This is a genomic window from Halomicrobium sp. HArcel3, from assembly GCF_058933135.1.
This window is the reverse complement of the sequence record NZ_JBZYDN010000003.1, coordinates 18,612-41,464: the sequence shown is the minus strand read 5'-3', so window position 1 is coordinate 41,464 and position 22,853 is coordinate 18,612. Positions and strand designations below refer to the sequence as shown.

At 69.0% G+C, this 22,853-nt stretch carries 21 protein-coding genes, 1 tRNA gene and 1 pseudogene; 10 read left to right on the top strand and 13 right to left on the bottom strand.

Features of this window, described 5'->3' with window-relative positions; genetic code table 11:
• Window positions 1-5 precede the first annotated feature (5 nt).
• The 3 genes from AC5FRV_RS09845 to AC5FRV_RS09835 all read right to left on the bottom strand — a co-directional run bounded on the left by AC5FRV_RS09845 (window position 6) and on the right by AC5FRV_RS09835 (window position 2,709).
• Window positions 6-584 carry an NUDIX hydrolase gene (locus AC5FRV_RS09845; protein WP_493560917.1) on the bottom strand — a complete coding sequence of 193 codons (579 nt, stop codon included), beginning with the start codon at window positions 582-584 and terminating at the stop codon, window positions 6-8.
• A 55-nt stretch (window positions 585-639) separates the two neighbouring features.
• Window positions 640-1,539: a TylF/MycF/NovP-related O-methyltransferase gene (locus AC5FRV_RS09840; protein ID WP_493560916.1), complete on the bottom strand. Its 900-nt coding sequence runs from the start codon at window positions 1,537-1,539 to the stop codon at window positions 640-642.
• Between the two features lie 84 nt (window positions 1,540-1,623).
• The gene (locus AC5FRV_RS09835) at window positions 1,624-2,709 is read right to left on the bottom strand and encodes a GNAT family N-acetyltransferase (protein WP_493560915.1); all 1,086 of its coding nucleotides are present in this window, start codon (window positions 2,707-2,709) and stop codon (window positions 1,624-1,626) included.
• Window positions 2,710-3,125: 416 nt separating this feature from the next.
• On the opposite strand from AC5FRV_RS09835, the gene AC5FRV_RS09830 reads away from it, so the two are divergent.
• On the top strand, window positions 3,126-4,361 hold the full coding sequence (locus AC5FRV_RS09830) for a hypothetical protein (protein ID WP_493560914.1): 1,236 nt from the start codon (window positions 3,126-3,128) through the stop codon (window positions 4,359-4,361).
• Between the two features lie 677 nt (window positions 4,362-5,038).
• Here the strand turns inward: AC5FRV_RS09830 and AC5FRV_RS09825 are convergent.
• Both AC5FRV_RS09825 and trmY read right to left on the bottom strand, forming a co-directional pair.
• The gene (locus tag AC5FRV_RS09825) at window positions 5,039-6,208 is read right to left on the bottom strand and encodes a carboxylate--amine ligase (RefSeq protein ID WP_493560913.1); all 1,170 of its coding nucleotides are present in this window, start codon (window positions 6,206-6,208) and stop codon (window positions 5,039-5,041) included.
• A 210-nt stretch (window positions 6,209-6,418) separates the two neighbouring features.
• Complete coding sequence (gene trmY / locus AC5FRV_RS09820; RefSeq protein ID WP_493560912.1) at window positions 6,419-7,018, bottom strand: tRNA (pseudouridine(54)-N(1))-methyltransferase TrmY; 600 nt, start codon at window positions 7,016-7,018, stop codon at window positions 6,419-6,421.
• Between the two features lie 96 nt (window positions 7,019-7,114).
• Between trmY and AC5FRV_RS09815 the strand changes: the two genes are divergently transcribed.
• The 6 genes from AC5FRV_RS09815 to AC5FRV_RS09790 all read left to right on the top strand — a co-directional run bounded on the left by AC5FRV_RS09815 (window position 7,115) and on the right by AC5FRV_RS09790 (window position 11,600).
• Complete coding sequence (locus AC5FRV_RS09815) at window positions 7,115-7,375, top strand: AbrB/MazE/SpoVT family DNA-binding domain-containing protein (RefSeq protein WP_493560911.1); 261 nt, start codon at window positions 7,115-7,117, stop codon at window positions 7,373-7,375.
• A 314-nt stretch (window positions 7,376-7,689) separates the two neighbouring features.
• Window positions 7,690-8,472, top strand: a complete 783-nt coding sequence (locus AC5FRV_RS09810) for a DUF4129 domain-containing protein (RefSeq protein ID WP_493560910.1) — start codon at window positions 7,690-7,692, stop codon at window positions 8,470-8,472.
• The gene (locus AC5FRV_RS09805) at window positions 8,472-9,077 is read left to right on the top strand and encodes a DUF7269 family protein (RefSeq protein ID WP_493560909.1); all 606 of its coding nucleotides are present in this window, start codon (window positions 8,472-8,474) and stop codon (window positions 9,075-9,077) included. The genes AC5FRV_RS09810 and AC5FRV_RS09805 overlap by 1 nt, the downstream gene beginning before the upstream one ends.
• Entirely contained in the window at window positions 9,074-10,504 is a 1,431-nt protein-coding gene (locus AC5FRV_RS09800) for a DUF58 domain-containing protein (RefSeq protein WP_493560908.1), read from the top strand. Before AC5FRV_RS09805 ends, AC5FRV_RS09800 begins: the two co-directional genes overlap by 4 nt.
• A complete protein-coding gene (locus tag AC5FRV_RS09795) occupies window positions 10,501-11,205 on the top strand; it encodes a DUF7519 family protein (protein WP_493560907.1) in 705 nt (234 codons plus the stop codon). The genes AC5FRV_RS09800 and AC5FRV_RS09795 overlap by 4 nt, the downstream gene beginning before the upstream one ends.
• Window positions 11,206-11,342: 137 nt before the next feature.
• Window positions 11,343-11,600: a hypothetical protein gene (locus AC5FRV_RS09790; protein WP_493560906.1), complete on the top strand. Its 258-nt coding sequence runs from the start codon at window positions 11,343-11,345 to the stop codon at window positions 11,598-11,600.
• A gap of 139 nt (window positions 11,601-11,739) precedes the next feature.
• On the opposite strand, the gene AC5FRV_RS09785 is transcribed toward AC5FRV_RS09790, so the two are convergent.
• The 5 genes and pseudogenes from AC5FRV_RS09785 to AC5FRV_RS09765 form a co-directional block, all read right to left on the bottom strand.
• On the bottom strand, window positions 11,740-12,408 hold the full coding sequence (locus AC5FRV_RS09785; protein ID WP_493560905.1) for a DUF7546 family protein: 669 nt from the start codon (window positions 12,406-12,408) through the stop codon (window positions 11,740-11,742).
• A 4-nt stretch (window positions 12,409-12,412) separates the two neighbouring features.
• A complete protein-coding gene (locus tag AC5FRV_RS09780) occupies window positions 12,413-12,634 on the bottom strand; it encodes a CbaC protein (protein WP_493560904.1) in 222 nt (73 codons plus the stop codon).
• A complete protein-coding gene (locus tag AC5FRV_RS09775) occupies window positions 12,631-14,355 on the bottom strand; it encodes a b(o/a)3-type cytochrome-c oxidase subunit 1 (RefSeq protein ID WP_493560903.1) in 1,725 nt (574 codons plus the stop codon). Before AC5FRV_RS09775 ends, AC5FRV_RS09780 begins: the two co-directional genes overlap by 4 nt.
• A 14-nt stretch (window positions 14,356-14,369) precedes the next feature.
• Window positions 14,370-14,852: pseudogene (locus tag AC5FRV_RS09770) on the bottom strand (cytochrome c oxidase subunit II); the annotation flags it as partial.
• Window positions 14,849-15,007, bottom strand: a complete 159-nt coding sequence (locus AC5FRV_RS09765; RefSeq protein ID WP_493560902.1) for a cytochrome oxidase — start codon at window positions 15,005-15,007, stop codon at window positions 14,849-14,851. The pseudogene AC5FRV_RS09770 and the gene AC5FRV_RS09765, both read right to left, overlap by 4 nt.
• Before the next feature lie 107 nt (window positions 15,008-15,114).
• Between AC5FRV_RS09765 and AC5FRV_RS09760 the strand changes: the two genes are divergently transcribed.
• From AC5FRV_RS09760 to AC5FRV_RS09750, 3 genes are read left to right on the top strand one after another with little or no spacing between them, the layout of a single operon-like run.
• Window positions 15,115-15,300, top strand: a complete 186-nt coding sequence (locus AC5FRV_RS09760; RefSeq protein ID WP_493560901.1) for a DUF8131 family protein — start codon at window positions 15,115-15,117, stop codon at window positions 15,298-15,300.
• A complete protein-coding gene (locus tag AC5FRV_RS09755) occupies window positions 15,287-16,093 on the top strand; it encodes a sulfite exporter TauE/SafE family protein (RefSeq protein WP_493560900.1) in 807 nt (268 codons plus the stop codon). Before AC5FRV_RS09760 ends, AC5FRV_RS09755 begins: the two co-directional genes overlap by 14 nt.
• Entirely contained in the window at window positions 16,083-18,392 is a 2,310-nt protein-coding gene (locus AC5FRV_RS09750) for a heavy metal translocating P-type ATPase (RefSeq protein ID WP_493560899.1), read from the top strand. Before AC5FRV_RS09755 ends, AC5FRV_RS09750 begins: the two co-directional genes overlap by 11 nt.
• 90 nt (window positions 18,393-18,482) lie before the next feature.
• On the opposite strand, the gene AC5FRV_RS09745 is transcribed toward AC5FRV_RS09750, so the two are convergent.
• The 3 genes from AC5FRV_RS09745 to AC5FRV_RS09735 form a co-directional block, all read right to left on the bottom strand.
• Window positions 18,483-20,726, bottom strand: a complete 2,244-nt coding sequence (locus AC5FRV_RS09745; RefSeq protein WP_493560898.1) for a hypothetical protein — start codon at window positions 20,724-20,726, stop codon at window positions 18,483-18,485.
• 189 nt (window positions 20,727-20,915) lie between these two features.
• Window positions 20,916-22,046, bottom strand: a complete 1,131-nt coding sequence (locus AC5FRV_RS09740) for a CopD family protein (RefSeq protein WP_493560897.1) — start codon at window positions 22,044-22,046, stop codon at window positions 20,916-20,918.
• A gap of 583 nt (window positions 22,047-22,629) precedes the next feature.
• A tRNA-Pro gene (locus AC5FRV_RS09735) sits at window positions 22,630-22,702 on the bottom strand.
• Window positions 22,703-22,853: the final 151 nt, after the last annotated feature.

Below are 22,853 nucleotides of genomic sequence, written 5' to 3'. Positions count from 1 at the left end.
CGGCGTTACTCGTCCTCGAACAGCGCGTAGTGGAGAACGGCGAACCCGGACCGGCCGTCCTGGAGGTCGCCAGTGCGGACACTCTCGACGAGGTCGTCGAACGAGGCCGTGTCGACCCGGATGGACTCGTTGTCGTCGAGTCGCTGCTCGGCCGTCGGTTCGCAGTCGTGAGCGACGAAGTAGTGGAAGTACGAATCCGCGAAGCCGTTGGCCGGTTCGACGCTGGTGAGGTGTTCCATCGCGCCGGCCTCGTGGCCTGTCTCCTCGACCAGTTCGCGGTGGGCAGCGGCGGTCGGGTCGTCGTCCTCGGGCTCGATGCTGCCCGCGGGCAGGCCGCGATTGACGCGCTCGACGGGCTGGCGCCACTCGTCGATGACGACGACGTCGCCGTCGGGCGTGAACGGGAGAATAACGACGGCCTCGCTCTCCGAGAGGTAGTCGAACTCCGCCGTGGTGCCGTCCGGGAGTCGAACCGACTGGTTGAAGATATCGAACCCGTCGCAGGTGTAGGCGGTCTCCGTGGCGAGCGTCTCCCAGGCGAGGTCCTCGCCGTTCGGTCCGTCGGCGACGTCTCGGTCGGTCATGGGGGTATCTGGCCGGCCCAGGCGGTTAAGCGTCGATGATCCGCGGTGAGCGTGGTCAGTCTGACCCGGTTCGGCCCACGTCGACCACGTTGTCGGCGCCGGTCTGGGCCACGACGGCGTAGTCTTCGACGGTCGGGTTCTTCACGGTGTATGCCAGCAGGCTGGAGAAACCGTTCGGACCGGGGTGGAGACCGATACCGCTCCCGGCGCCGACGAGTCCCGGGGGCTCCGCGTCGAGCGTCTCGCGCCACCACGCCCGGTCGAAGAAGAGGTCGGCCATGTCCATGTGCTTGGCCTCGTGGGTGAAACACCGACCGTCGTTCCGGAGCACGGGCCAGAGGTGTTCGAGCGCCGTCTCCGCGGACGCTCGCAGACCGACGTCGAGGAAGGCGGCGACGCAGGGTTCGTCGAACCCCGGCATCGTCTCCTCGAAGTAGCCCGGGTGGAACACCACGGCGCCGGGGTCGCCGTAGGCGACGACGTTGGCCTCCACCTCGTCGATGGTCGCGTCCCAGGAATTCTCCTCGTAGGCGTGGACCCGTGCGGAGTCGACGACCAGGTGCGTCTCGTCCTCGGCCGTCGGTTCGGGCATCCCCTCGAAGGAGTCGAACACGTGGAGTGTGCGGTCACACAGCCCCGCCACGAGCGAGAGGTTGGCGGTGCTACCGCCCTTGAAGCAGCCGCACTCGACGACGCAGCCGTCGACATCCGGGGGAACCTCGAGGATGGCGGCCGCCATCACCAGGTGTTCGACGAAACTCGACCCGGTCGGGATCTGCCAGTTGTTCCGTACCATCCGCGCCGCGAGGACGAGTTTCGACGCGAGGCCGACGTCGTACGCCGCGCCGGTGTCCGGGTCGAAGTAGTCGGCGAGGATGATCGGCAGTGACGCGGCGGCTATCGCGAGGCGGTACGCGCGGGCCACCGCGCGACGCGCGTCTGTCGTCTCGAACATGGTTCGGTGAAACCCGCCCCCATCTGTTTGTTATAGGCGCTGTACCGATTGTATGTAGCACGTACTTCGGCGTCCGTCGACCGCTCACGTCGTGTCGCGTTCGACGAACGTGCCCGTCCAGTTCGTCGGGACGTCGACGGGCCGCCCGTCCAGTGTCCACGACGAGTCGGAGAGCGGCAGGGGCCGGACCGCGAGCGATTTGCGTCGGCTGCGAAGCCACGACAGCGGCGGCCGGTCGTCGGGCCTGAACCCCAGTCTGTGGAGGATCGCCGGGCTGGTCGCGCCCGCGCTGACGGCGACGAGCGTCGAGTCCGCGTGGTCCCGGGTCACCGCTCCGAAGAGTGACGTGGCGGTGCCCATCAGCGAAGCGTCGCCTGGCAGCGGCAGGACGTCTGCGACCTGCGTGACGGTGGCGCCGTCGGCGAGCGTGCGGGTCCGCGCGACGAGCGCGGCGACGACGGTTCCGCCGCGGCTGGCGAGGTAGGTCGTTCGTGACCACGCCGGGCTCCCGAACCGCCACCTGAGGAGCTCCTCGTCGCGGAGCACGTGGAACCTGCCCGGCACGCGGCGGTCGTAGAGCGACGCGAGGGTCGCGCAGGGGACGCCTCGCCGGGACTGCACGTCGACGTCGGACCGTCCGGACGCGTGAGTCCCGGTTCGCCGCACCGACCTGACCAACGGTCGGAGGGTCCGGCGAGCGAGCGCTCTGGCCGGTCCGTCGAACCGCTCTGCGAAGAGGCGAGCCGGGTCCTGGACGCGGTAGTACGTCACTTGCGGGCCGAGCGTCCGCCAGCCGAGTTTCTCGTAGCCGGGCCGGGCCGCGTCGTTGGGGAAGTTGAACAGTAACGCGGGATCCTCGTCCGCGTACGTCGCGATCGCTCGCCTCGTCATCCGGCTGAAGAGACCCCGCCGCCGGTGATCTGGGTGGACCATCGTATCGCTCGGTTGCAGCGCGTCGACGACCGACTCGCCGGCGCGTATTCGAAAGGCCATGAACGGGCGCGCACCGACGATCTCGCCGTCGTATTCGGTCACGAACATCGGCACGTGGTCCACGATCGGGTTGGACGCGTACTTCCAGTCGAACCAGCCCTCACCCCGGTCCCGGCCCCAGACGGTCCGGTCGAGGGCGAGGACTCCGTCCCTGTCCTCGGAGCGAAATTCACGCACTGTATACGAATCCCCCGGCCCACGTTTCCGGTCCACATCTGTGGCGCCAACCATCGGTACCCTCCTCCTCTGTCCGCCAGCAGTTTCAATATGTATTGCACAATACGGCAACAGGTTTCCATTACTTGGGTAAGGCAGTCGTACCACGGGGACGACGGGTGCCGTTGGCACGAACGAGCGGCTGGTAGCGGTCGGTCGTCGGGTACCGGTTCGTCGTGGACGGTTCACGGCACGCGCCGCCCTGCTGGCCACGCCCGTTTCCATCTCTCGCCGCATCGACGCCGTAGCCACCGTTCCGGCGCCGACGTGATCGGACCTCGTCGACTCGACTGCGTGGCCCGTCGAGGAGGCGCCCGCGACTCGTTCACGCAGTCGAGGCCGGGGACGCTTTTGTGTCGTCAGTCCGAAATGACGGCGTGCTCGGGGCAACGTCTGATGACGGCGCAGCGAGAGCCGACGCGGGCGAGGGTGACGTCGTCGTCGACGTCGGCCTGCTGGTCGCCCACTCCCCCCGGAGCGGCGGCGTCGACCTCGCGGGCTTCGCCGACCGGGCTGCCCGGGACGTCGTCGGCGAACTGGCGTCGGCGACGGACGCGAGCTGGCGGTTCCACGCGGAAGAGCCCGAGGAGCTGTCTGATTACGACGCCCGCTACCCCTCCGAGTTCCTGGAGAGTGCGGCACTGCGGATGGTGGAGGGACCCTACGACCTGGTCGTCGTCGTCACCGACGTCCCGCTGCTCTCGCGGCGCGAGCGGCGCGTGCCCGGGCTAGCCTCGCCGCTGGGACGCGTCGCGGTCGTCTCGACGCGCACGCTCCGGCTGTCGCCGCGCGACCAGCCCCGGCGGTCGCTCGACGACGCGGCGGTGCGCTGGAACGGGGCGGCACTGATACTCCACCAGATCGGGCACGTCCTCGGTGCGGGCCACGACGACGGCGGCGACGCCGCGATGGCGCCGTTCACGTTCGACGCCGAACGGGACGGCGTCCCGCGGTTCGACGCGACGCTGAGCAGACAGTTCCGCCGCGAGGCGGGCCGGATACCCGAGGAGGAGACGGACGCCCGCGGCCCCCTCGGCCGGCTGTGGTTCTACCTCGCCAGCGTCGCCCGGAACCCGGGGGAGGTAGCCGCCGCAGTGGTCAGGAGTCGGGCGCTCGCGCTCCCCCTGTCGCTACCGAAGCTGTCGACGGCGGCGCTGGTCCCGACGCTCGTCGTCGTCTTCAGCGCCGAGACGTGGGACGTCGGGCTGAACATCACCGACGGCACCGCGACGCTGTTCGCCGTCGGATCCATCCTGCTCGCGGCCGTCTACCTCCTCTTCTCGCACAACCTGCTGTTCCCCCGCGGGCGCCAGCAGGTCCTCACCGAACACGTCGCGCTGGTGAACGTGACCGTCTTCTGCATCCTCGTCCTCGCCATGGTCGGGCTCTACCTGCTGGTCGGGGTGATCATGCTCACCATCGAGTACGTCGTCTTCCCGCCGAACCTGATGACGAACTGGCCGAGCCTAGAGGACCCGACCGTCGGCGTCGTCGAACTCGTCCGCATCGCGGGCTTTATCGCCACCATCGGCGTCCTCTCGGGCGCGCTCGGCGGCGGCCTGGAGAAACAGACGATCCTCCGGCATCTGGTCCTGTTCAACGACCGTCCGTGAGGTGATTTTCGTCGTAAGGGTCGTCGTGTCGGCCCATCGTTCGTTCATGGTCAGTAGAGGTCGAGGACGTGTTGATCAGTGGGTTCTGCGATTGCCGCTTCGAGCACGATGCAAACAACTCGAAAGCCCTCGGCGCGCTCTCTGGAGTCGGAATCGAGACCGCAAACACTTCGAAAGCCCTCGGCGCGCTCGCCTCGCGCGGCTCGCTGTCGTTCGAGAGAGCGGAGCTCTCTCGTGATGACGAAAGGCGCGCAGCGCCTTTCGAACCACGCTCCTCGCTCCGCTGCGGTGCTTACGTCGCCGTGCTTCGGCCAGTGCACCTCGCCCTTTCAGTCCACCAGGAAACTTCGTCGCTCGCGCGATGAAACGCGCTCGCGATTAGTTCCGCCAAACCTCCCCGGATTCGCGCCGTCCGGCGCGAATCACGCTTCCTGACCGCTCCGCAACCGCACAGCGGTCGGCCGGGAGCGCGTTTCATCGCGCGACCAGGGGAAGGGCTGGGCTGCGGTGCTGTGCTGACCTGGAGGACTGAAAGGGCGAGGTGCGGTCCGGGGTTCCCGGACCGCACCGAGGGCTTTCTGGTTCTTGCTGTCGGCATTCATTTCACTCGTTCAAACGAGAACCACCCCCTCACTACACACCTCTCCAACAGCCACTCTCAGCCGACCTCGTCCCGGCTACTTCACCTTGTTGCGGAGGCCCTGGAAGAAGGGGCCGGGGTCGTCGAGGTTGAGGTAGTCGAAGTGGGGCTCCGAGAGGCAGGAGGCGGCTATCTCCCAGGCCGTCCCGGTCAGCGACGGCCGCTGGACGAGCGGCGAGTCGTCGGTGAGGATGCTCAGGAGGTAGCCCAGTTCACCGTGGAGCAGGTGGCTCCCGACGCCGATCTCGTAGTCCGGGTCGATCTCGTCGGCCCGGTCCATCGCCTGGAGCCAGTAGTAGCCCGGGAAGTCGACGCCGGCGCGGACGGTCGAGGGCAGGGACTGCCACATCCGGGGGTTGATCTCCGTGAGGATGAACTCGCCGGTGCGCTCGTCGCGCATGTACTCGATGCAGGCCAGGCCGTGCCAGTTCAGGTGGCTGAGCAGGTCGTCGGCGACGGCGTCGAGTTCGGGGATGTCGGTGGACCGGCGGTAGACGCCGCCGCCGCCGGTGTAGGAGTTGCCCCGGATCTGGTGGTGCTGGAAGGTGGCCAGCGCCTCGCCGTGGTCGTACAGCCCGGCGAACATGTACTCCTCGTCGTAGGGGACGAACTCCTGGACGACGGGGTCGTGTTGGTACTCCTCGCGGATCGCGCCGGGGTCCGGTTCGGCGCCGGGCTGGAGGTGTTTGACCGCCTTGACGACGGCGGACTCCCCCGGGTCGAGGTGGTCGACGTAGTCGTCGACGACCAGATTGTACCGGGACTTGACGATGAGGTCCGGCCCCCAGTCGTCGACGTCGGAGAGGCGACGCGTCTCTGGCACCGGCACGCCCGCCGCCTCGGCCGCCTCGGCGAGTCGCAGGCGGTCGTGGACAGTTCGTAGCTGGTCGAACGACGGGACGGGCAGTGAGACGTGCTCCTCGAACTCCTCGCGGTACCGGGAGAGGACGTACCCGTCCTCCGGCCGGACTGGAATTATCGTCTCGATGGTCTCCCGCTCGGCGAGTTCGAGCAGCGCGTCCCGGTAGGCCAGCAGGTCCGCTTTCGGCGGCGGCAGGTCGACGGACTCGTCGCAGTACCGCGACGCCGCTGCCGGGACGGCCTCCTTCTCCGAGGCGACGATGGTCCGGACGCCCCGCTCCGAGAGCGACCTGACACAGACGTAACTCTGGGCCTCGTGCCCGGTCGGAATGACGACGGCGTTCACTCTTCGGTTCTCCTCATGTCGGCAGTGAGGCGTGCGCTCGGGATTAGTATGCTCTCCTGAAGATTCGCCGGCGGTGTCTAGAGCCACCTTACCGGATACGCTAGATATATTGAGTGCCGACGCGGCCGCTTCCGTACCAGTCGACCGTCTGCCGGTTCCTCCGGCCGCTAGAGAGCGGCTACTGCCCCGTGTTGCTGTTCCCGCGTGCCGTCAGTAGCTGGTGTACCGGTCGGTGTCGAGGTAGTTGTGCGCGACGACGATGGCGTGGTCTGCGTGGATGGCCTCCGGCCCCAGGGAGAGTCGCTGGTCGGCGACGTCGTCGAGGAGCGCGCTCTCGGCGTCCGTGAAGTCGTGGTGGTCCGAGAGGACGAACACCGGGTCGGTCGGCGGATCGACGTCGACTGCCGGGTCACCGTTCTCGTGGAGCTGGACGACGGTTCCCTCCTGTGCGGCGCTCTCCAGGGTCGCCTCGAAGCCCATCCGCGAGAGCGAGACGCCCGGCGACGTCTCGACCGGGATGTGGCCGATGGCCTCCTCGCGCTCTTCGAGGGCGTTCCGGACCCGCGCCGCCGTCGAGCGCTCGTCGGGGTTGAAGTTCCGGAGCGCGCTCCCGTCGAAGGTGACGGTGTACTCGTCGGCGAGGACGAGGTGGACGCGGACGTCCTCGCGGAGGCCGTGTGAGAGCACGAGCGCGCTCGTGACACAGCGCGCCAGCAGGTCGAGGCGTCCCGCGCCACCGGGGAGGTCGTCGAGGGAGAACTCCGGTGTCGTCGGGACGTCGTGGCCGGTGACGACGAACTGTCGGCTCATGGCTGTAGGCGTCGGACTGCGTACTTAGGTGTATTGACGTTCGTTCCGGACACATGTGGCGTAACACGCTTCGGAGAAGCGCTCGCACCGAGGAGTATGACAAGACCAGAGACCACGGTCAGCGAAGGGTGGTTCGTCACAGTTCCCGAAGCAGTTCGTCGGCGTCTCGACATCGAGCCAGGCGACAAGCTACGCTGGGACGTCGACGAATCGGGTGACCTCTCTGTGGAGATCGTGCGACAGCGACACGGCGCATTCGAAGGAGACGACCTGAAAGCACCCATGGGCGGCGACGGCATCGAAACGCACGATATCGCCGGGAACGAGGCCGATTCCACGCTCTCGGAGGATTCCTGAGCTCTGGTCCTCTGTCGTTTCTGAGCGAATCGTGCACATCCAGCCGAGACGAGATCCTCGCGACATTCTATCCAGTAGGACGACCTTTCTCCACTCGACTTCCGATCTGTCGCGCGACGCCAGATTTCTAGACGGAGCCAGCGCGACGCCGAAGATAATCCCGCGTTAGTCGCGTAAGGGCACTCTATAACTAACCACGAAGTTCCCAATAGGGGCCTACGGGCTTGCGGTTTCGTCTGCGAACTCGGTTGGCTTAACCAGGGTGGATACACGAGGGAGCGCCAGATGATTTACACCGATACACTGCCGACACTATGAACCGGGAAACGGGCGCGTGGCTCGCGGTCGCCCTCCTCTCTATCAGCGCGATGGGCGTCTCGGCGACGACGCTGGAGTCGACGATGTCGACGGACGCCAACGACGTCATCGACCTGGACTACGACCAGGTGCCCATCGGGCAGGACACCGCCTCGGACGTGATGGACGAGATCGAGGGGGACGAGCAGGAGGGTGAGCCCGCGAGCGCGACGAACGCGGACGCGAATGGGCAACGCGACGCGACGAGCAGCAAGCCGGCGGAGAGCCAGTCCCAGCAACGGCAACAGCAGCGAGAGCAGCAGCAGGACGACAGCGGCGAGCAGGGCCTGGAACCGATGTCACTGCTCGACCGGCTCCTGGCCCTGCTGATGGCCCTGTTGCCGTACCTGCTGGTCCTCGCCGCCGTGCTGGGTGCGGCCGGAATCGCGTATCGATACCGTGATCGGCTGCTGGCCGCGTTCGCGGATCCGGACGACGAGGAAGACGCCGAAGGCCCCGCACCTGTAGCCCAGTCGGACCCGCGGGAGGGCTCGCCCGCTCACGCCGTCGAACGCGCGTGGCTCGGGATGGTCAGCCGCCTCGACCTCGATCGTCCAGGAACGATGACGACCAGCGAGTGTGCGAGTGCCGCCATCGAGGCCGGACTCGACAGGGAGGCCGTGAAGCGACTCACCGAGACGTACGAGGAAGTCCGCTACGGCGGCCGTCCCGTCACTGCCCAGCGCGAAGAGACCGCCCAGCAGAGTCGGGACCGACTCGACGCCGGAGGTGGGACCTGATGGCACTCACGCGCAAAGCGCCGGCCGCCGCAGGAATCTTCCTGCTGGTTCTCGGCATCCTCGCCGTCCTCTCGCCCGCCGTCGCGGGACTGATCCCCATCGGGCCGGCCCTGGCGCTCGCCGGCAACGACTACGTGCTGGTTGCCGTCCTCGCCGTGCCCGCGCTCGCCGCCGTCGTGGGCCTCGTCCTCTCGCGGACGACGACGGGCGTCTCGGAGGCGACGCCGCCCCCCGTCGAAGGAACGGACCCAGCCTCGCCCGGCCGCGACGTCGACGACGCGCTCGGGTCGCTCCCGTTCCTGCGCGTGATCGATACGCACCGACGTGTCCACGCGCGCGTCCGGGCCGCCGCCGTCGATGCCGTCGCCGAAGCGTACCGGTGCTCCCGGCCCGACGCCCGCGACCGCATCGAATCGGGCAAGTGGACCGACGACCAGGCCGCCGCGGCGTTCCTCGCCGACGACGAACTCGACCCGCCCGGACTCGCGGGGCGCCTCGCCACGCGTCTCCGCCGGGACGACTGGTTCCGCCGGCGCGTCGACGCGACGGTGGCCGCGCTCGAACGGCTGGAGGGGGAGTCGGGGATGGAGGGTGAGTCGGCGTGAGCGACGTTCGCACCACTGGTCGCTGGCGCGGCGTCGTCGCGCTCTCGCTGTTCGCGGGCGCCGTCGGCCTCCTCGCCCAGCGCCCCAGCCTGCTGTTGCTCGCCTCTGTCGGCGTCGGCTACGCCGTCTACCCGCGGCTCGTCCCGGAACCGCCCGAACCCGACCTCGCCGTCGAGCGGACGATATCGGAGCGGACGCCCGCACACGGGGAGTCGGTCGACGTCGCGGTCACGGTCCGCAACGAGGGCGACCGGTGGCTCACCGACCTCCGCGTCGTCGACGGCGTGCCCGCCCTGCTCCCCGTCGTCGACGGGACGCCGCGGCGCGCCACGGCGCTCGGCCCCGGCGAGGAGACGACCATCGAGTACGCCGTCGAGGGTCGCGAGGGGAAACACCGGTTCGAACCCTCGACCGTGCTCACGCGGGACCTCGGCGGCGCGACGGAGCGGACGACGACCGTCCACGAGTCGACGGTGATCGACTGCGGCGTCTCGGTCCCCCAGGCCGCCCTGCGGGACCTGACCCGCCGCCGTACTGGCGAACTCGTCACCGAGGAGGGCGGCAGCGGGCTGGAGTTCCACCGCATGCGCGAGTACCGCCGCGGCGACCCGGTGAAACGGATCGACTGGCGACGCTTCGCCAGCGGTGGCGACTTGACGACCGTCGAGTTCCGGGAGGAACAGGCCGCCGCGGTCGTGCTCTGCGTCGACGTCGGGACGTCCACCGCACCGGACGAACCGGGAGCGTCGCCGACCGCCCACGCCGTCGCCCGGAGCGTCGCCGCGGCCGACCGCCTGGCCGCCGCGCTCGCCGACGCCAACCACGAGTTCGGCCTCGCCGCGCTCGGCCCGGAGCCCTGCTGGCTCCCCCTCGGCGTCGGCAAGAGCCACCTGGCCCATCTCCGCCAGTTGCTCGACGCCGACCCCGCGTTCGCGCCGTCGACGGTCGCTGGCAACCAGGACGACGCGCTGGACCGCGTCGTCTCGCCCGAATTCGAGAGCAGGGACGTCGCGCCCGAGGTGAACGACACCCAAGTGGGGCCCACGGTGGACCAGCCCGGGACCGCCGGCGCCGAACCCGCGCTCTCCGACGGTGGCCGGCTGGTGGACGGCGCGACGAGCGGGCGCGACCGCCAGACCGCCGAACTCCGTGAGCGACTCGGGGGTAACACGCAGATTACGCTGCTGAGCCCACTGGCCGACGACGACATCCTGGGGACGGTGCGGACCCTGGAGGCCGCCGGCCACCCAGTCACCGTCGTCAGCCCGGACACGACGGCCGGGGAGACGGTCGGGAACCGCCTGGCCGCGCGCGAACGGACGACGCGGATCCAGGCGCTCCGCCGCCTCGGCGTCCCCGTCGTCGACTGGCAGACCGGCGACCACCTCGGCAACGCCCTCGAACGGACCATGGAGGGATACCGATGACGTCGCTGGCTGCCTCGCGTGACCTGCTCGACCGACCGACTGCGCCCGGCGCGCTGCTGGCGATGCTTGCTGGATTCGCCGCCGTCGCCATCCTGATCGAGGGTGCCGGCCAGTGGCAGGCGCTCGTCGTCGACGTCGTCGGCCTGGCGCTCTGTGCCGGTGGCTACGTGGCGTGGCAGCGCGGGCAGAAGGTTCCAGGGTCGCTCGCGGCGCTCGCGGGCGGCGTGCTCGTTCTCGTGGCGCTCGCGCTGGCCGTCTCCCAGCCGGAGGCGATGACGGAACGACTGGAGCTACTCCCTGGATTGCTCGGTCTCGCGGTGCTGCTGGCAGGGCTGTTGCCCGTCCGTGCGGGCTGGGAGCGCAGGCTCGTGACCACCGGGGCCGCGTTCCTGTTCGTCGGCGTCGTCACGAGCGGCGTCGTCCGCGGTGCCTCGGAGATTCAGTTGCTGGCCGCCGGCGTCGCGTCGGTGCTCGCCTGGGACCTGGGCGAACAGGCCGTCTCGCTGGGCGGCCAGGTCGGGCGACGTGCGCAGACCCATCGGGCAGAACTGGTCCACGCTGGCGGGAGTCTACTTGCTGGAGTCGCGATTCTGGCCGTGACGCTCGGCGTGGCTGCGATGGACGTGCAAGGGCTCTCGCTGACCGGCTTCGCGGTGTTGCTGGTCGCCGGGTTCGCGCTGGTCGTGGCGACGCGGCAGTGAGGACTTCGCTGTTCGCGCCGGCCCCCGAGACTCCGGTGGCGGGTCGCGCGGTCCACCTGATCGTCGTCGCGTACTTCGTTCTCAGATCGCGGGAACGCGGACATCGTTTCAAATAGGCCCGCTGCGACTGTACAGATATGAGTTCAGCACTCGATCGACCCCTGTCAGAGGACCCGCCCGTTCGCCCGGAGCGAGTGATGCCGCTCGTCGCGGCCGTCGTGACCGGTCTCGCCGGCCTGCTCGTGGCCGTCGGCCTCCTCTCGCTGTGGCCCACGCTGGCCAGAACGGTCGCCGGGTCGGTGTCGCCGCTGGCGCTGGCGATCCCGCTCTTCGGGGCGCTGCTCGTCCTGGTCGTGGTCGCGTCGGCGCGAACCCGGCCGCGACGGACGCGGTAGCGGGACCAACGACTGGCTGCAGGAGGCGGCTCTTTTCGGTGGCATTCGTCCGGAGAGCGTTCTCGGACTCGGCGTCGCGTTCGACCCTGGCTGGTTTCGGCTGCGAAGTGAGTCCGGCGTCGACCGGGGGAACCAGTCGTCAGGCCGTTCGCCGACTGGCCCAGTAGAGTGCGCCAGCAGTGACGACGAACAGGAGTGTCGAGAGGTCGTAGGCCACGCCCGGAACAGTCGATGCGAGCGGCGATCCCACGCCGACGAGGATCGCCGCGAAGGCCGCGCCGACGGGCCACAGGCAGCCGACGCAGGTAGCGACGCCGAGGAGACCAGCGAGGGCGGTCCGGGAGCCCGAGAGCACGAGCGTGTACACGAGTACCGCGAGCGCGGCGTACCCGACGACCTCGAACGGGAGGACTGCGAGGTGGACGAACTCGGTCGTGTAGAACAGCGCCGGTCCCCAGCCGGGCGAGAGCCAGACGACGGACGGTGACATCGACATCCCGCCGTGGCGGATCAGGCCGCCGGCGACGGCCAGGACGAGGAAGTAGCCGAGGGCGAGCGTACCTGCAGCGAGGCGCCGTCGCGAGGACGCACTTACGGTCGGTCGACGGAGCAGAACCCAGGCGCCGACGTTTATCCAGACGAACGGGTAGAGCGTGTAGCGGAGCGCGACGACGGCGGTGTCGGTCAGGTGGAGATACACCCCGAGCATCGTGAGTTCGACGACGAGCAGCGCGCTGACCGCGCTGACCGTAGCGGAGCGACCGAGCGGCAGCGATGGACCGACCGATCGGTCGACGGCAGTCGCCACGGGGTCAGGCACCTCCCGTGTGGTCGTCGGCGGTCGTCCCGGCGCGGAGGTTCCACGCGCCGACGGCGAGGAGGACTGCCATCACGAGCCCCGTCACGGCGACGAGGTACTGACCGACCGAGAGGGAGACGCCGAACAGGGCCGCGAGCGTCCGGAACTCGACGATGACCGGAACGAGGAACGCGAGGATGACGAGCAGGCCGGCCCGGGAGATTCGCCCGCTCACGTGACTACCTCCAGCCAGGACAGCACCACGGGATACGATTCGGTTCCCGGCCCGAACAACCCGCCGTCGGCGACGATGGCGCCGATCGGCAGGCTGTAGGCCAGCAGGACGAGCAACAGTGCGATAGCGACCCACAGGGAGAGGTTGTCGAGCACTTCGGGGGAGTCCTCCGGACCGGAGAGCGCCGGGGGAAGGGACCGGTCGACGGTACCCTCCATCGGGTCTTCCAGTAGCGAGATGATGAGGTTACCCAGGAAGAGCACGACGGAGACGAACAGCAGCGTCCCGCCGATGGCGACCTGGGCGTCGAGTTCGGCGACGCTGCTGAGGCCGGCGTCGAAGGCGAACCCGTCGTACTGGGGTTCGGCCGTCCGACGCGGGATGCCGACGAGCCCGGCGCGGTGCATCGCGTTCGACATCAGCACCATGCCGACGAACCACATGACGACCTGGAACAGGCCGATGGTCCGACTGTACAGCCGTCGGCGGGTCAACTGCGGTAACAGCCAGTAGGTCGCCGCCATGAACGTCAGGGCGACGGCCGTGCCGACGGTGAGGTGGAAGTGGCCGGGAACCCACAGCGTGTTGTGGATGAGGTAGTTGATGTTCATCCCGGCGTTGACCATCCCCGAGAAGCCGCCGGCGGCGAACATCAGGCCTGCCAGCGCCATGCCGGTGAAGGCCGGGTCGCGCCACGGTAACGCACCGAGCCACGAGAGGTAACCCTCACCACCGCGCTGGCGAGCGCCGTGTTCCATGCTCGCCACGACGGTGAACGCGGTCAGCAGGCTCGGGAGCAGCAGGAACATCGTGTTCGTCATCGCGATGAACTTGAACCCCTCCGCGATGCCGGGGTCGAGGTACTGGTGGTGTATCCCGACCGGCGTCGACAGGATCAGGAACAGCACGAAGACGACGCGTGCGAGCGGGTCGCTGAACAGCCGACCGCCGGAGATGGACGGTAACACGGTGTACCACAGCAGGTAGGCCGGCATCAGCCAGAAGTACACCACCGGGTGCCCGAAGTACCAGAACAGCGTCCGCGTCAGCAGCGGGTTCACCTGGTCGATGATCCCGAGCGACCACGGGAGCAGGAAGAAGACGACGGAGATGGCGACCCCGATGGTCGCGATGTACCACATCAGCATCGAGGTCAGCACCATGAACGTCTGGAGCGGGATGCGGCCGTCGTTCTCGGTGCGCCAGTGCCACCACGAGCGGAACCAGTCGAAGCCCGCGAGCCACGTCCCGATGATGAACACCGCGAGTCCCGCGTAGAAGAGCGGGTGTGCCTGGAGCGGCGCGTAGAACGTGAAGAGCACGTCCGCGCTGATCGGGATCGAATCGACGAACCCGCCGAGGATGGCGACGCCGGCCAGCACCGTGCCCGCGACCATCGTCAGGTACCAGGCCCAGGTGAAGCGGATGTTCTCGACCGGTCTGTCGAGACTCCGGGTCACCGCCCACGTGAACAGTCCGACGAGGAAGAAGATAGTGAAGGAGATGACGAGCAACACGCCGTGCAGCGTGAGGACCGTGTAGTAGTCCGCCGAGTCGATGAACCGGACGTAGCCGACCCGGTGGAGCGCCTGGACGATGCCTGCCAGCGCGCCGATGCCGAGCGCGACGAACGCGCTCCACAGCGACGCCCGGACCACCTGGGCTTCGTCGGGGAACCTGTCGAGGAACAGTTCTTCGCCCGGCAGTTCTTCGCTCGTCACGCGTCGTCACCTCCGTACTCGTCTTCGGGAACGACGACGAGTTTGCCCTCCATGTCGTGGTGCCCCTGCCCACAGTACTCGTTGCAGATGATACCGTACTCGCCCGGCTCGTCGAAATCGACGGTGATCTCGGCGACCTGTCCCGGGATGACCATCGTGTTGACGTTCGTCCCGACGACCTGGAACCCGTGGATCACGTCCGCGGACGTCACGTAGAACGTCACGCGGCTATCGGCCGGCACCCGGATGGGGTCGGGCTGGTACATGAACTGGCGGGCGACGACAGTCACCTCGTACTCTCCGTCCCCGACCCGTTCGACGCCCGGTTCGCCGAACCGCTCGTTCTCCGAGAGGGACGTGGAGTCGACGGTCCCGCCGGAGGCGTCGACCATCGCGATGCCCGCGCCGGCGGCACCGTAGACGACCGTCGCGATGAAGCCGACGATGAGGAACAGCGACGCCACGAGCCAAATCTTCTCGTACGTGTGGACGTTCATCCTACCACCGTCGGCCCGTTGCCGAGGAACTCGACGAAGTAGGTGAGGACCCACATCCCGACGAGGATGAGAAAGTACACCGTGATGAGAGTGAGCGTCCCGACCGGGTCGAACTCTTCGTGTCCGATTTCCTTCAGTTCTGTGTCGGTTGCCATTCGTTTCTGCTGAGTAGCTTGGGGGGTGAGTGGAAATACGGTCTGCCTGTTCCCGGCAACTGAGACCAGCCAGCCCCTTTTTATGAGCGCGCCCCTAACCGCGACTGATGGAACTGACACCGCGTCTCGGTGCAACTGTCGGGCTACTGTCACTTATCCCGGTGGCCGTCTTCGCGCTGTCACGGGGCGAGCTGTACGTCGGGATCGCGCTGGTGAACGTCCTGCTGATCGTGGGTAGCCTCTACGTCGCGTTCACGCCGGTGAACGGTCACGAACCGGATGGGGCAGTCTGAAACGTTGCTGGTCGCCGTCGACGTGCCGGGCGCCGACCTGCTGATGTTCCTCGTCGTCGGCGTCCTCGCGGGGGCACACTGCCTGGGGATGTGCGGTCCGCTGGTGACGCTGTACGGCGAGCACGTCGACGCGTCCCGTGACCGCCGTCGCGCGAACCACCTCACCCTCCGAGCCGTCCGCCAGCACTTGCTATTCAACCTGGGGCGAGCGAGTAGCTACGCGCTGGTGGGCGCGGCCGCCGGCTTGCTCGGCGCCGTCGTCTTCGACTCGGCCGCCACCGTCCAGGGAGTCGGTGACGGGCTCCGCGGCGCCGTCGGCGTCCTGGTCGGGATACTCGTCGTCGCCGTCGGCGTCTCGTACCTGCTCGGTGGCGCGGGCGCGCTCCACCGGTTCGTCCCCGGCGGCGGGCCGTTCGGACGACTCGTCACCGTGGCGACGAACCGCGTCGACCGCCTGGCCGCCGGGCCCGGCATCGCCGGCCTCGGCGCGCTCCACGGACTCTTTCCCTGTCCGATCATCTACCCGGCCTACCTGTACGCCTTCGCGGTCGGGGACCCCGTTCGCGGTGGGCTGTCGCTCCTCGTCCTCGGTCTCGGCACCGTGCCCACGCTGTTGCTGTACGGCCTCTTCCTCGACGCCGTCGGGGTGGCTCACCGCCGTCGTCTCCACCGTGCGCTCGGCGTCGCGTTCGTCGTCCTGGGGTACCTCCTCCTCGCCCACGGCCTGATGCTGTTCGGCGTGCACGTACCCCACCCGACCATTCCACACCGATCACTCTCCCATGTCCTGTAGGCTCTGTGAGTTGCCGACGCCCGACCCGCCCGTGACCGCCCCCGAGGTAGACGGTACCTTCTGTTGCCGGGGCTGTCTCGAGGTCCAGCGTCGACTCGGGGACGAGGCCCGGGCCGCGCTCGACGACCGCGACGACGACGACGGCGCCGCGACGGTCCCGGCGGGCTGCGAGCAGGGCTTCCTCGCGGTCGAGGGGATGCACTGTTCGACCTGCGAGGTGTTCGTCGAGTCGCTCGGCCGCGACGTCGAGGGCGTCGAGGCGGTCGAGGCGAGCTACGCGACGGAACTCGCCAGGGTCGTCTACGACCCCGAATCGGTCGACTTCGACGCCCTCCCGGACCGGTTGACGGGCTACGGATACGAGGCCCGGCAACCCGACGCGGACCGCAGTCCTGACGAGGACGGGCTCGTCCGCTTCCTCGTCGGCGGGGGGCTCTTCGGGATGATGGCGATGCTGTGGTACGTCCTCTTCCTGTATCCGACCTACTTCGGCTATCCGCCGCTCGTCGAGTTCGGCGGCCTCGACTTCGTCTACATCGCGGCCAACGTCTGGGCGTTCACGTCGATCGTGTTGTTCTACACTGGCTACCCGCTGTTGCGCGGCGCGTACGTCAGTCTCCGGTCCTGGCGACCGAACACCGACCTGCTCGTATCGCTGGCCGCCGTCGGCGCCTACGTCTACAGCACGCTCGCGATGGTCCTCGGCCGCACGGAACTGTACTTCGACGTGACCATCGCGATCGTGCTCGTGGTGACCGCGGGCACGCAGTACGAATCGCGGGTCAAACGACGGGCGACCGACCTCCTCTCGGAGCTGACCCGTCTCCAGGTCGACGAGGCCACTCGCCATCCCGACGGTGAGACGGTCCCCGTCGAGACGGTCTCGCCCGGCGACCGACTGCTGGTCCGGCCCGGCGAGCGAGTTCCGGTCGACGGGACCGTCATCGAGAACGCCGCGGCGGTCGACGAGGCGCTGGTGACCGGCGAGTCACTCCCGCGCCGGAAGGAGCCCGGTGACGACGTCCGCGGCGGCACCGTCGTCACCGACGCCCCGCTCGTGATCCGGGCTGGAGACGAGGTGACGAGCACGCTCGACCGGCTCGTGGAACTCCTCTGGCGCATCCAGAGCGCCCGTCCCGGCGCCCAGCGGCTCGCCGACCGACTCGCGACCGTGTTCGTCCCCCTCGTCGTCTCCCTGGCCGTTCTCGTGACCGGCTGGCTGCTCGCGACCGGCGCGAGCACGACGACCGCCCTCCTGACGGGGCTGACGGTCCTCGTCGTCTCCTGCCCGTGTGCGCTGGGGCTGGCGACGCCGCTCGCCGTCGCGACCGGCACCCGGACGGCCGCCGAGCGGAACGTCGTGGTCACCACGCCCGCGCTGTTCGAGACGGCGCCCGACGTCGACACGGTCGTCTTCGACAAGACCGGCACGCTGACCACGGGCTCGATGCGCCTGCTGAACGCGACGGCACCGGACGCCGACGCGACGAAACTCCTGCAGCGGGCCGCCGCCCTCGAACGCTACTCGGCCCATCCCATCGCGACGGCGGTCGTCGCGGCCGTCGACGACCCGCCGGAGGCAGTCGACGTATCACAAGGCGACCGGTCCGTGACGGGAACCGTCGACGACGAGCGCGTCGTCGTCGGCCACCCGTCGGCGTTCGAGACGCGCGGTTGGACCATCCCCGCCTCCCTCGTCGAACGGGCCGACGAGGTCAGAGCCGACGGGTCGGTCCCCGTCGTCGTCGGCTGGGACGGCCGGGCCAGGGGCGTGCTCGCCGTCGGGGACGAGATGCGGGCCGAGTGGTCGGCTGTCGCCGAGTCACTCGCCGACCGCGACGTCGTCGTGCTGACCGGCGACGAGGGAGCGGCCGCCGACCGACTCCGCTACGACTCCGGTGTCGACCGCGTCTTCGCCGGCGTCAAGCCCGAGGCCAAGGCCGCGACGGTCCGGCGCCTCCGCGCCGAGGGGACGGTGGCGATGGTAGGCGACGGGAGCAACGACGCGCCCGCGCTCGCGGAGGCCGACGTCGGCATCGCGATGGCCAGCGGCACGGAACTGGCCACCGAGGCCGCCGACGCCGTCGTCCTCGACGACGACCTGCGCGCCGTGCGGGCGACGTTCGACCTCGCTTCGGCCACGAACCGTCGCATCCGGACCAACCTCGCGTGGGCGTTCGGCTACAACGCCGTCGCCATCCCCCTGGCCGTCGCCGGGTTGCTCAACCCGCTGTTCGCCGCGGCCGCGATGGCGTCGAGTAGCCTGCTCGTCGTGCTCAACTCCGCGCGGTCGCTGTGAGCGGGTAATTTCGGTGGGTTCCCCGGCCGCATCCGCAGCGTCCGCCTCCACTGATACTCTGCGGGCGGTGTCGACGTCGACCGCCTTCGCCTACAGCTTCTCCGCGCTCCGGGCCTGCTTGGCCCGCCGATTCGCCTGTTCCTGGCGGTTCTGTGCCGCGTTCACGAGCGAGTCCGGCAGGTCGTCACTGGCCTCGGCGAGGCGCTGTTCTGCCCGTTCGAGCCGGTCGGCGACCGCTTCGAGCTGTCTGTCCGCGTTCCCACGGTCACCCTCACGGGCCCGCGCTGCCGCTCGTTCTGCCGCGTCGACGACCGCGGCGAGCGCCCGTTCGAGACCCTGGACGGAGTTCTCCGACCCGCCAGAGCCACCGGTCCCGGATCCGTCGGCGGCGTCGGAGCCGCCGGTTTCGGTCTCCGTCTTGTCGTCGCTATCTGCATCGTCGCTATCCCCGTCGTCGCTACCGTCGCCGTCGTCACCGTCCATCTCCGCCGCCACCGCCGCCCGCGTCTCCTCGCTGACGTCGGCGAGATACTCGGCGAGCGGCGCCTTGCCTGTCTCCGGGTTCTCGATGCGAACGTCGGCGTCCGAGTTCCGGTCCGGATTGACTCGATAGGCACCGACCTCGTCGTCGCTGTCCCGGACCTCAGTCGTGTACGCGCCACCAGCGTGGACGTAGACTGCCTCGTCGCCGTCGTCTCCGACCGGTGACTCGTAGAGGCGACCCGCGAAGTCGTCTTCGAGGGCCACGGTGGCGACGTCCACGTCGGCGTTCGCCGTCCCGACCTCGAGTTTCCTCGCGTCGCGGTTGGCGACGAGCGGGATCTCGCCGTCGACGCCGGCCGCGGTCACCGCGTCGGCGTTCCCGTCCCCGCCGCCGTTTGCGCCCGCGCTCCCCTCGCCACCGTCGTCTCCCCCGTCCCCGCTACCGGCTACCGACACCCGCTCGCTGTGGGGGGCCTGCCCCGCGCCGTTGACCGTCAGCCGGTGGTCGCCGGCCGGGACGTCCCGGACGACGGCGACGCCGCCGAACGTCGGGACCGCTTCGGGGTCGCTCTCCAGCAGGGCGACGGACTCGACGGTCGCGTCCGTCGTCGTCAGCCCCTCGTCCTCCGGCGCGTCATCGCTGGTTATCGCCTCCGTGACGCGGGTTACGACGGTGTTGACCGGCGCCGGCTCGCCGATGGCGTCGTAGCGCTCGGCCAGCGCCGCGCGGTGGTTCGGGTCCGTGACGTCCGCGGCCGGGTTCTCGTACCGCGGCTGGTCCCACGGCGCCCCCGTCGTCGTGATGTGCCCCGCGACGGCGTCCTCGACGGCCTGCGGGACGGCGAACTCGAAGCTCAACTGCGGCCCGGTGAAGTCGGCGATGTGTTCGAGTTCAGTTGTAGGGACGAGGTCGTACGCCACGTCGGGATCGTCGGCCGTCTCCTCGCGCTCGGCGTGCTCGAATACGAGCCCGGTCTCGCGCCGGGGGAGGTCCGTCGGTGGAGACGTCAGTTCGTCGAACGCTCGCACCGTTAGCGCCTCGGTGACGAGCGAGTCGGCCGTCACCGACGGCAGTCGTTCGTGGTCGTAGATCGGCGCGCCCTCGTACGCCGGGACGACGTAGGGCAGCCGGGACCCCTCGTCACGCGGGAGCCCGTAGGCCAGCGGGATCTCGGCCAGGTCCTCGACGCCCTCGATAGCCCTGTTGGTGACGTCGGCGAACAGGTCCCCGTCGGGCAGACGCTGGAACCGGTCCGCGTCGTCGTTGACCGACAGCGCCGTCGAGTGCGAGCCCAGCTCCGCGAGCATCCGCGGAATCGTCTCCGGGTCGGGGTCGAGGAACTCGTTGTTGGGCACCTTCCGGGAGTGCGAGCTGGCGACGTACAGCTGCGGTTCGTCAGATTCCGTGTCGACGAAGACGTGCAACACCTCCCAGTCGTGCCAGTGGAAGTTCGTCGTGAACTGGTCGAACGCCGAGTACAGCCAGAACTGGACGACCGCCAGCGGCGAGTTCTCGTACTCGACGGCGTTGTAGAACACCGTCGGGTTCGGCGGGTCGCCCTGGCCGTAACGCTCGTGATAGCCGTCGAACGCGTCGAAGCCGTCGACGACCGTTTCGCCGTCCGCTTCGCTGGCGTAGGGCCGCGGGTCCGTCGGGAACCACGGCTCGTGCTCGTCGAAGTACAGCGTCGGCGCGAAGCGCGTCGCGAGTTCGCGGGCGAGGTCGTCGTCGGCTGTCGCCGCTTCGCTGTCGTTCTCTGCCTGGAGTGCCGAACAGCCAGCGAGTGAGGTGGCGCCTGTGGCTGCGAGTGCGCCGAGGAGGGTTCGGCGGTCGAGGTTCTGTTCACTCATCAGCAGAGAGCTGATGGGAGGGAGTATCGATCGCGAGTGAATGCATTACCCAACGACGGCTAGACGCGGGGAAAGGTCTTCTGGCAGTCGGGCAGTGGGGTGATTCTGGTCACCGAGACCAGGCGTGCGGACGACATGCGGGCCTCCGAATCCCCCGGCCCGACGAGTGTCGCGGACGGCCCGACCGCGTCACGTCGGCGGTGGCTCGCGCCGGACCTCGGTCACCTCGTAGCCGAACGTCGTGAACCCGACGGCGGCGACCACCATGGCGCCCACCAGCAGGACACTCCGGAACTCGCTACCCGTGGCGTTCAGGTGACCTGCGCCGGCGGGGACCGACAGGACCGCCGTCAGGACCACGGACAGGAGCATCACCGCGACGAGGACAAGCACCTCCACACGTATCGCCCAGACGAACGACTGCGTCGCGCCCCGGCCGGTGGCGTTCGCGGCGCCGCCGTGCGGGAGGCGGGAGAGCAGTCGACGGCCGGCCGTCCGACGGCGACAGGCCGCGGGCTGGAGTCGAGACAACAGGAGGAAGCGGTTGACCCCGCCGAGGCCCGCGGCGGCGAGCGCGAACGCCACCTTCACCGCGAGGACGACGCCGTAGTCGGAGGCCCGTACCGTCGTCGCCCCGGGCAGGTGCCAGACGGCGATGAGCAGGCCGGCGACGCTGGCCAGCGTGACGCCGCCGACGGCGATGGGCGAGAACGACCGGATCGCTCGCGCCACCGCCCGACGTCTCGCGTCCTCGTCGACGGCCCGGAGCACCGGCGGACAGACCGTCGTGAGCACGACGAGGCCGCCGGTCCAGACCGCCGCACCGGCCATGTGTCCGAACTTGAGCGCGATCGCGACGCGGGCGTCGGGAACGACGGTCGAGTACCCCGACGCACAGACGGCCAGCAGGACGAGGACGCCGCCGGCGGTGGCGCCCCGGAGCCACCATTGACGCGGCACCACGACGAGGCCCACGATGCCGACGAGCGCGACCAGACCGAGCCCCAGGGTGACCGCCGTCTGGGCGACCCAGACCGCCCCCCACTCGGTCGCCAGGAGCGCACGGCCCCCGTCGGCCGAGAGGGGGAGCCCGCCGGAGCTCGTCGCGAGTAACAGCGCGGTGGCGGCGGCGAACGCGGTCAGCGCCGGGACCCCCACGAGCAGCAGGACCAGACGGTCGACGACGGTCGTCCTGACGTCTTCCGCGTCGGCCAGCGGGTACACCACCAGCTCCGCCGTCGGTGGTCCCCCCACCAGGACGACGACTGCGAGCAGCAGCGTTCCACGGAGCGGCGCGGTGAGTTGCGAGGCTAGTTCCATCGTGGTGTCCGGTTCGTGTCCGTCGCGCGGCCCGGTCTCGACGGGGTGGTCGTGATCGACGACGGCGCAGGTCCGCGAATCGCCGTCGGCGTCGTCGCGTCGGGCGGCGTCACCGGTGGTGACCAGACGTCACGCGACGTTGCGGATCGTTCGAACGCCGACGACTGGCCGTCGCGCGTGGCGCTCCCCCCGTCAGTGTACGGCACCGTTGCGCGCCACGTCCGCGATTCGAGCGGGCCGGCTCGGACCCCCGAAATATCTTTCGAGTTTTGTAGAAATTAAAGTTATGAATATTAGACCGTATATAATATCTAAATACGAAAAAAGGGGAGTGGCGCCGGCGTCGCTGGCGTCCCCTTGGCCCGTACTGGTCGCAGGGCTACGGTGAGGGAAGTAGCGTCGTCGATCGGCCCGCAGATGTAGCGGAGCGTCCGACTGCGTCTCGCACGCGCGTCGCTAGCGAGGAACAGGCAGGGCAGGCGTGGAGTTCGTCGTCGTTCCGGACCCGGCATTCGAATCTGCGTGCCCACTTCTTCGCAACGAATACCCGTCACTGACGCTCCTCGTATTGCGTTGAGAGAAGTGGGCCGGCGCAGATTCGAACTGCGGTTACGGCCACCCGAAGGCCGAAGGATACCAAGCTACCCCACCGGCCCGTGTGGTAGCAGCTAGTGCAATGTGAGGCCGAGTTTTAACGGTTCCGAAACCGTCCATTGGCCAGGTCCGATTGCGGGACACGAACCATACCGTACGCCCGCAGCTCGCGAGTCGCGCCCCCATTACGAGAGAGATGAGCGGCGTCGCGTC

Excerpts from the sequence above, each read along its gene's own strand:
- AC5FRV_RS09790 (WP_493560906.1), top strand. The coding sequence starts at position 11,343 with ATGAGTTCAGCACTCGATCGACCCCTGTCAGAGGACCCGCCCGTTCGC.
- AC5FRV_RS09740 (WP_493560897.1), bottom strand. The coding sequence starts at position 22,046 with ATGGAACTAGCCTCGCAACTCACCGCGCCGCTCCGTGGAACGCTGCTG.
- AC5FRV_RS09760 (WP_493560901.1), top strand. The coding sequence starts at position 15,115 with ATGGAACTGACACCGCGTCTCGGTGCAACTGTCGGGCTACTGTCACTT.
- trmY (WP_493560912.1), bottom strand. The coding sequence starts at position 7,018 with ATGAGCCGACAGTTCGTCGTCACCGGCCACGACGTCCCGACGACACCG.
- AC5FRV_RS09810 (WP_493560910.1), top strand. The coding sequence starts at position 7,690 with ATGAACCGGGAAACGGGCGCGTGGCTCGCGGTCGCCCTCCTCTCTATC.
- AC5FRV_RS09765 (WP_493560902.1), bottom strand. The coding sequence starts at position 15,007 with ATGGCAACCGACACAGAACTGAAGGAAATCGGACACGAAGAGTTCGAC.
- AC5FRV_RS09805 (WP_493560909.1), top strand. The coding sequence starts at position 8,472 with ATGGCACTCACGCGCAAAGCGCCGGCCGCCGCAGGAATCTTCCTGCTG.
- AC5FRV_RS09840 (WP_493560916.1), bottom strand. The coding sequence starts at position 1,539 with ATGTTCGAGACGACAGACGCGCGTCGCGCGGTGGCCCGCGCGTACCGC.
- AC5FRV_RS09815 (WP_493560911.1), top strand. The coding sequence starts at position 7,115 with ATGACAAGACCAGAGACCACGGTCAGCGAAGGGTGGTTCGTCACAGTT.
- AC5FRV_RS09845 (WP_493560917.1), bottom strand. The coding sequence starts at position 584 with ATGACCGACCGAGACGTCGCCGACGGACCGAACGGCGAGGACCTCGCC.
- AC5FRV_RS09745 (WP_493560898.1), bottom strand. The coding sequence starts at position 20,726 with ATGAGTGAACAGAACCTCGACCGCCGAACCCTCCTCGGCGCACTCGCA.
- AC5FRV_RS09750 (WP_493560899.1), top strand. The coding sequence starts at position 16,083 with ATGTCCTGTAGGCTCTGTGAGTTGCCGACGCCCGACCCGCCCGTGACC.
- AC5FRV_RS09795 (WP_493560907.1), top strand. The coding sequence starts at position 10,501 with ATGACGTCGCTGGCTGCCTCGCGTGACCTGCTCGACCGACCGACTGCG.
- AC5FRV_RS09755 (WP_493560900.1), top strand. The coding sequence starts at position 15,287 with ATGGGGCAGTCTGAAACGTTGCTGGTCGCCGTCGACGTGCCGGGCGCC.